The sequence below is a fragment of the Streptomyces sp. NPDC059564 genome, assembly GCF_042735575.1.
In the GTDB taxonomy this organism is placed as follows: Bacteria; Actinomycetota; Actinomycetes; order Streptomycetales; family Streptomycetaceae; genus Streptomyces.
Map to the genome: position 1 here is coordinate 23106 of NZ_JBHWBP010000070.1, position 6799 is coordinate 29904.

7 protein-coding genes are annotated in these 6799 nt (G+C 74.7%); 4 read left to right on the forward strand and 3 right to left on the reverse strand.

Features of this window, described 5'->3' with window-relative positions:
• Positions 1 to 47: 47 nt before the first annotated feature.
• Both ACFV0Q_RS15265 and ligD read right to left on the reverse strand, forming a co-directional pair.
• Complete coding sequence (locus ACFV0Q_RS15265; RefSeq protein ID WP_385005339.1) at positions 48 to 938, reverse strand: ATP-dependent DNA ligase; 891 nt, start codon at positions 936 to 938, stop codon at positions 48 to 50.
• Positions 938 to 1822 carry a non-homologous end-joining DNA ligase gene (gene ligD / locus ACFV0Q_RS15270; RefSeq protein ID WP_385005324.1) on the reverse strand — a complete coding sequence of 295 codons (885 nt, stop codon included), beginning with the start codon at positions 1820 to 1822 and terminating at the stop codon, positions 938 to 940. Before ligD ends, ACFV0Q_RS15265 begins: the two co-directional genes overlap by 1 nt.
• A gap of 31 nt (positions 1823 to 1853) precedes the next feature.
• Between ligD and ACFV0Q_RS15275 the strand changes: the two genes are divergently transcribed.
• A complete protein-coding gene (locus tag ACFV0Q_RS15275; protein ID WP_385005326.1) occupies positions 1854 to 2948 on the forward strand; it encodes a Ku protein in 1095 nt (364 codons plus the stop codon).
• A 60-nt stretch (positions 2949 to 3008) separates the two neighbouring features.
• On the opposite strand, the gene ACFV0Q_RS15280 is transcribed toward ACFV0Q_RS15275, so the two are convergent.
• Complete coding sequence (locus tag ACFV0Q_RS15280) at positions 3009 to 3815, reverse strand: nuclease-related domain-containing protein (RefSeq protein WP_385005328.1); 807 nt, start codon at positions 3813 to 3815, stop codon at positions 3009 to 3011.
• A 184-nt stretch (positions 3816 to 3999) separates the two neighbouring features.
• Here ACFV0Q_RS15280 and ACFV0Q_RS15285 point away from each other — a divergent pair, with 184 nt between their 5' ends.
• The 3 genes from ACFV0Q_RS15285 to ACFV0Q_RS15295 all read left to right on the forward strand — a co-directional run bounded on the left by ACFV0Q_RS15285 (position 4000) and on the right by ACFV0Q_RS15295 (position 6709).
• Positions 4000 to 4608 carry a hypothetical protein gene (locus ACFV0Q_RS15285; RefSeq protein ID WP_385005330.1) on the forward strand — a complete coding sequence of 203 codons (609 nt, stop codon included), beginning with the start codon at positions 4000 to 4002 and terminating at the stop codon, positions 4606 to 4608.
• Positions 4609 to 4742: 134 nt separating this feature from the next.
• Positions 4743 to 5471, forward strand: coding sequence for a hypothetical protein (locus ACFV0Q_RS15290; RefSeq protein WP_385005332.1), 729 nt, complete (start codon positions 4743 to 4745; stop codon positions 5469 to 5471).
• Positions 5468 to 6709, forward strand: coding sequence for an ATP-binding protein (locus tag ACFV0Q_RS15295; RefSeq protein ID WP_385005334.1), 1242 nt, complete (start codon positions 5468 to 5470; stop codon positions 6707 to 6709). Before ACFV0Q_RS15290 ends, ACFV0Q_RS15295 begins: the two co-directional genes overlap by 4 nt.
• The last annotated feature ends 90 nt before the right edge of the window (positions 6710 to 6799 follow it).

A 6799-nucleotide genomic window follows, 5' to 3' on the forward strand; every position in this document is an offset into this window, starting at 1 on the left:
GGCCCCCGACCTCCGGCCTCCCGACCTCTGACCCGCGCCCCCGCGGGTCAGAGGTCCGTCCGCAGCCGGAGCACCTCCGGCGGAGGGTGCCGGGCCGAGCTGCGCCGGACCTCGGCGGCCAGGGGCGGGTCCAGCCGGTGGAACGGCACTTCGCCGAAGCCGATCGCGGTGACCGTGGCCCCGGCCGGGGCCGCCGCCGTACGGGCCGCGACGGCCGCCAGCAGCTCCGTACGCAGCCCCGGCGACAGCGGGCTCGACACCAGCGGCTCCTCGTCGTCCTCCCCCGGCAGCACCAGGACGAGGGCCTTCGGGCGCTTCGGAGTGCCGGTGAAGCCGACCACGGCCGCGTCCGCAACGTCGGTGTGCCGGAGCTTGCGCCAGGCGCGCCGGCCGGCCGGGTAGGCCTCGTCGAGCCGTTTGACGACCAGGCCCTCGATGCCGCTGGCCGGCAGGGTCTCGTACCAGGTCTGCGCCAGCTCCGCGTCGGTGGTCATCGGCACCGGCTGCAGCGGCGGGCCCAGCGGCAGCAGCAGGTCGACCAGGAGCGCCCGGCGGCGCTCGTACGGCCGGGACCGCACGTCGAGCCCGGCCAGCTCCAGCACGTCGAAGGCCGCGTACGAGGCGGGCAGGGACCGCGCCAGCACCGCGGCCCGGGCCTGCGTCGCGGCCGCCGCGCGCCGCTGGACCAGCGCGAAGTCGGTCCGTCCCGCGTGCCAGACGACCACCTCCCCGTCCAGGACGGTCCCGGCGGGCAGCTGCCGGGCGGCTGCCGCCAGATCGGGGAAGGCGCCGGTCACGATCCGGCCGGAGCGGGCCTGGAGCACCACGTCGGCCGCCGTGCGCCGCACGAGGAGGCGGTGGCCGTCGAACTTCGGCTCGTACGCCAGTCCGGCCCCGCGCGGCAGGGTCCGTACGGCCGCGGCCAGTGCCACCCGGATCACGGCAGCCTCCCGGCCCGGTCCGGGTCGGTCAGGGGGGCCAGCAGGTCGCCGTCGCGGGCCAGTCGGGGCGGGATGTCGTCGGCGAGGAACACCAGGTCGGAGGCGTCCTCGCAGGCCTCGGCCTCCGCCCAGGAGATGGGCGCGGAGACGGTCGGCAGGGCTCGCGCGCGCAGTGTGTAGGGGGCGGCGGTGGTCTTGGCGGCGGCGTTCTGGCTGTGGTCCACGAACACCTTGCCGGGGCGCAGCGCCCTGGCCATCCTGTGCACGACGAGGCCGGGGAGGGCGGCCTCGGCCTCCTGCGCGAGGGCCTTCGCGTACGCGGACACCCGCGCGGACGGGGTGGGCTCCAGGGCGACGGACAGGTGCAGGCCCTTGGAGCCCGAGGTCTTGGCGTACGCCTCCAGGCCGTCGGCGGCGAGGCGTTCGCGCAGCCAGAGGGCGGCGGTACAGCACTCGACGACGGTGGCGGGCGGGCCGGGGTCGAGGTCGAGGACGATCCGGTCGGCGACGGCCGGGCTGCCGGCCGTCCACTGGGGGGTGTGGAACTCCACGACGAGGTTGGCGGCCCACATGAGGGTGGGCAAGTCGGAGACGATCACCTGTTCGGCCCGTTCGTCCTCGGAGCGGGGCACGGGCGTGGTCTTCACCCAGTCGGGGGTACCGGGCGGCGGGTTCTTGGTGAAGAAGAGCTGTCCGTCGGGGCCGTCGGGATAGCGGAGGAAGGAGACCGGGCGGTCGTGGACGTGCGCGAGGAGGGAGCCCGCGACGGTGGCGTAGTAGTGCAGCACCTCGCCCTTGGTGAAACCGGTCCGCGGGTACAGGACCTTGTCCAGGTTGCTGAGCGCGATGCGACGCCCCTCCACCATGGTGATCGGCGTCATACGATGAGATTGCCACGAATCAGGAGGAACCGTGCGATCCATTTGGAACGGGGCGATCTCCTTCGGCTTGGTCAGCATTCCGATCAAGCTCGTGAACGCCACCGAGAGCCACTCGATCTCCTTCCGTCAGATCCATGTGTCCGACGGCGGCCGCGTCCGCTACCGCAAGGTCTGCGAGCTCGACGGCGAGGAGGTGCCGACCGCCGAGATCGGCAAGGGCTACGAGGAGGCGGACGGGTCGATCGTGCCGATCACGGACGAGGACCTGGCGCGGCTGCCGATCCCGACCGCGAAGACGATCGAGATCGTGTCGTTCGTGCCCGCCGACGAGATCGATCCGCTGCAGATGGACGCCGCGTACTACCTCGCGGCGAACGGCGCCACGGCGGCGAAGCCGTACACGCTGCTGCGGGAGGCGCTGAAGCGGAGCCGGAAGGTGGCCATCGCCAAGTACGCCCTGCGGGGGCGGGAGCGGCTCGGCATGCTGCGGGTCGTCGACGACGTGATCGCCATGCACGGCCTGCTGTGGCCCGACGAGATCCGGGCGCCGGAGGGCGTGGCCCCGGAGGCGGAGGTGACCGTACGGGAGGCCGAACTCGACCTGGCCGACGCACTGATGGCCACCTTGGGCGAGGTGGAGATCTCCTCGCTGCACGACGACTACCGGGAGGCCGTGGAGGCCATGCTGGCGGCGAAGGCGGGCGAGGGGTTCGAACCGTCGGAGGCGGTGGCGGAACCGGCCGGCGGGCAGGTGATCGACCTGATGGCGGCGCTGGAGAACAGCGTACGAGCGGCCAAGGCCTCCCGGGCCGGGGACGGCGCGGACACCGGAGCCGGTGCGGAGGTCACCCCGATCCGCCGCAAGACGGCGGCCGCCCCGAAGACGGTGGGCGGCAAGAAGTCGACGGCGTCGGCGGGCACCGCCAAGAAGACCACCGCGGCGACGAAGAAGACGGCCGCCGCGGGCAAGCCGGCCACCACCAAGTCCACGTCGCGCACCACGAAGTCCACCCCGGCCGCCGCGAAGTCCACCTCGGCGGCCACGAAGTCGAGTTCGGCCGCCACGAAGAAGGCCGCCGCCGGCACGACGAAGAAGGCAGCGCCCCGCAAGCGGAGTTCGGCCTGATCCGCAGGGCCGCCCGTCCAGTCCCTCAAGCTGTTCGTCCGAGGGGCCGGCTTCTGAGCCCTACGGCGCCGTCCAGGTCGGGTGGGTGCGGGCCAGGGTGAACAGGGCTTCGATGTCCGGGGGTTTGAGGGTGGCCGGGGGCGCTGTGAGGGTGGTGGACGAGGTCGGGGGCTGGAGGACGAGGATGTCGCGGACCGTCGGGGCCACCTCGACGCGGGAGGCGTCGGTCAGGGCCAGGACCGGGGTGACCGGCGCGGTCAGCACCCGGGCCGCGCAGGCCGCCGCGCGGCGGATCCAGCGGGGGTCCGGGCGGGGTTCGGCGCGGCCCACCGTGAGCAGCAGGTCGCCGACGCGGGCGCGCTGGCGGCGGCCCGGGACCGTACGGATGGCGAGGACGCCCGGCGGGCCGATGAGCAGGTGGTCCAGCAGCCCGAGGCCGGGCAGCGGGATGTCGTGCAGGGCCCGCCAGTCCGCCCCCTCCTCTTCCAGGGCGTCCAGCTCGGCGCCCATCCGTTCGCGCGCCTGGAGTTCCTGCCGCATCCGGTGGCGGGCCCGGCTGCCCGGCGATCCGTACGCGAGCTCGCCGAGCAGCCCTTCGCCGGGACGGTTCGGGGCCAGGTCCTGGTCGGGCGGAAGGGCGAGGCGGCGCAGGTCGGCGGGGGTGGGGACGGGGGGCGGTCCGATGGTCCAGTCGCCGGTCAGGTACGGGCGCAGGGCCGCCAGTACCGCCTCGCGCTGGTCGTCGGCGAGGACGCTGATCCGGTTGGTCCGCCGGTCGTACCAGGCCACCGCCCGGCCGTCGGGCCGGTTGACGTAGAGCCGGCCGCGGCCCGGCCGGCCGCTCGGCGCCACCTTGAGTCCGCGCATCGGCCTCACCCCCACCGTCCATGGGAGCAGCCGGGGCCGTCCACGGCAATCCCTCCGTTGTGTAACAGCTCCGTCGGCTCGTTGCGGCCTCGCTGTTACAAGAACACCGCTGTACCGCAACGGCCGGGGCCTACCTTTATGCCGCCCGGACACGCCGGGCCCTGACCAGCGCCGAAGGATTCCCGTGAGTACCGTCAGCCGCCGCTCGACCGTTCGCGCCGCCGCCGTGACCGCCGCCTGTGCCGCAGGTCTGCTGGCGCTGCCCGCGGGCGCGGCGTTCGCCGACGGGGTGCCGGCCGCCTCCGGGACGCAGCGGACGCTGGTCAAGAGCCTGTCCCTGGCGGACGGCCGCTCGACCGCGAAGGTGTACCGGGTCGCGAAGGACGCGTACCAGGCCGAGATCCTGCGCGCGGGTGCCACGGTGGCGACGCTGAGCAGCCGGGACGGTTTCACCGGCTTCGGCGGCACCGGTGAGCTGCACGCCGCACTGCGGCCCGACGGGCGGCTCTCCTCCTGGGTCGGCGAGACCCTCCCGGAGGGCGGCTCCCACACGGTGGCCGGCGACGGGCACAAGACCGGGACCCGGCACGGTGGCGTCGGCGGCCGGGTGCTGCCCGCCTCCGCGCAGGACGGCGCGGCCGCGACCGGCACCGTGCAGGCGCTGCGGCTGAACACGATCGCCGACGGCCCGGGCGACGGCGTGCTCCTGCTCGCGGCGGGCGGCGGCATCGCGGCCGTCGGCGCGGCCGGGCTGGGCTTCGCGATGCTGCGGCGCGGGCGCACCGACGGCTGATCCCCCGCCCGGCCGCTCCCCTGCCTCCCCGTCCGCCCGTCGGACGCGTCGACAAAAGGGGCGTATGTCTGCATAAGGTTGATGGAACATCGACCGGAGCCGACCGCGTGCCGCGCAGAGGAGGGCCCTTCACCGTGCGAATTCCGCCGCCGCGCGCGGGTGCCGTCCTGCTCCTGGCCCTGCTGTCCGCGCTGTCGCTGACGGCCTGCGGCAACACCGGCGGGCTCGCCTCCGCCGGGCCGACGCCGACCGCGAGCGGACCCGTACACCTGTGGCCGGAGCGCAAGGGTGCCGACGTACCGCCCGCCGATCCGGGGGGCGCGCCGCCGGAGTACGTACAGGGCCTGCCGAGGGTGGCCGACCAGAACGTGCACACCGTCGACCCGGTGGCCCTCGTCCAGGCGGAGCTGCGGGCGCATCCCGGCAGCGTGACGGGGGCGGACGGGATGCCCGCGGAGACCGCGGCCGCGATCAGGGCGTGCCGGACGGCGCAGGAGGAGCCGGGGGCGTGCCCGGTGCTCGAGCCGTACTACCGGGACCTCACCGGGAACGGCAGGGACGAGGTCGTGGTGGGCGTCGAGTTCCCCGACAAGATGATGTCCGTACGCGTGTACACGGCGGACCCCGACGGACGCCTCAACCGGATCATGGCGACCACGCAGACCGTCATCGCCGTCGAACTGGCCGGGCGGGACGTGATCCTGCGGGTGCCGAGCGGCAACCCGGGGTACGAGCTGATCACCGCCTGGTCCTGGGACGAGAAGCAGAGGACGATGCTGCCGACGCGCGAGCAGATCGTACGGATGCCCGCGCCGGCGCGCTCCACGGCCGCCGGTGCCCCCGGTATCGGAGCCGCCCCGTGAGACGGGTGCTGCCCGCCTGGACGGCGACCCTGACCTGGAAGTCGGCGTGCTTCATCGTGGTGATGTGCTGCTCGCTGGCGGCGGTGCTGGGCGCGCTCGTCCACGTGCAGGTGACCCGGCAGACCGTCGCGACCGCCCGCGACAAGGCGCTGGCCAAGCTGCACGACGCCTCGCGCGCGTACGAGGCCGGCGAGGCCCTGCCGCCCGATTCGGGCCTCGACCCGGCGGGGCTGCCGCCGGAGCTGCGGGCACTGGCGGTGAGCGGGCACCGCGCGACGCTCGTCGCGGACCACCGGGGGGAGCCCCTGATGTGGGCGGCCGCTCCGGCGGACGGGCGGGCGCTGGCCACCGCCATCGACTACGGGCAGAGCGCGCGGACGATCCGGGGGCTGGACAACGCGATCATCGGCTCCTCGGTGCTGGCGATCTGCGGAACCCTGCTGGTGGGCGCCTTCGCCGTGACGCGGGTGACGCGACGGCTGCACCAGACGGCGACGGTCGCCCGCCGGATCACGGGCGGCGACCTGGACGCGCGGGTGGCCGACCCGCGGACGAAGGACCCCTCGCGGCACCAGGACGAGGTCTCCACCGTCGCGGGGGCGCTGGACACGATGGCGGGAACCCTCCAGGCGAAGCTGCTGAGCGAGCAGCGGTTCACGGCGGACGTCGCCCACGAGCTGCGCACGCCGCTGACCGGTTTGCAGGCGGCGTCCGAGCTGCTGCCGGAGGGGCGGCCCACACAGCTGGTACGGGAACGGGTCCGCACGATGCGGCAGCTGACGGAGGACCTGCTGGAGATCTCCCGGCTGGACTCCGGGAGCGAACGGGTGGACACCGATCTGCACCAGCTGGCACGGCTCGCGCGGCGCGTGGTGCGGGCGTCGGGGACGGACACCGAGGTGGTCGTCGTCCGGGACGCGCACGTGGAGACGGACCGGCGGCGGCTGGAGCGGGTGCTGGGGAACCTCGTCGCGAACGCGCACAAGCACGGGCGGGGGCCGGTGGTGGTGACGGTGGACGGGCCGGTGGTGACGGTACGGGACCACGGGGACGGGTACCCGGACTATCTCCTCGCGCACGGGCCGCAGCGGTTCCGCAGCGGGGGCAAGGGGCACGGGCTGGGGCTGACCATCGCGGTGGGGCAGGCGGAGGCGATCGGCGCTTCGCTGGAGTTCCGGGGTGCGGAGGGGGGCGGGGCACTGGCGGTGCTGACCCTGCCGGGGGCCTCCGGCGGTTGATCGGGGCGGCGGGGGCTGCGACCGGGGGCGGGGCTGCGGGTCGGAAGCGGTAGCTGCGGGGCCGGGGGCGGGGTGGGGTGCCGTCCGGGG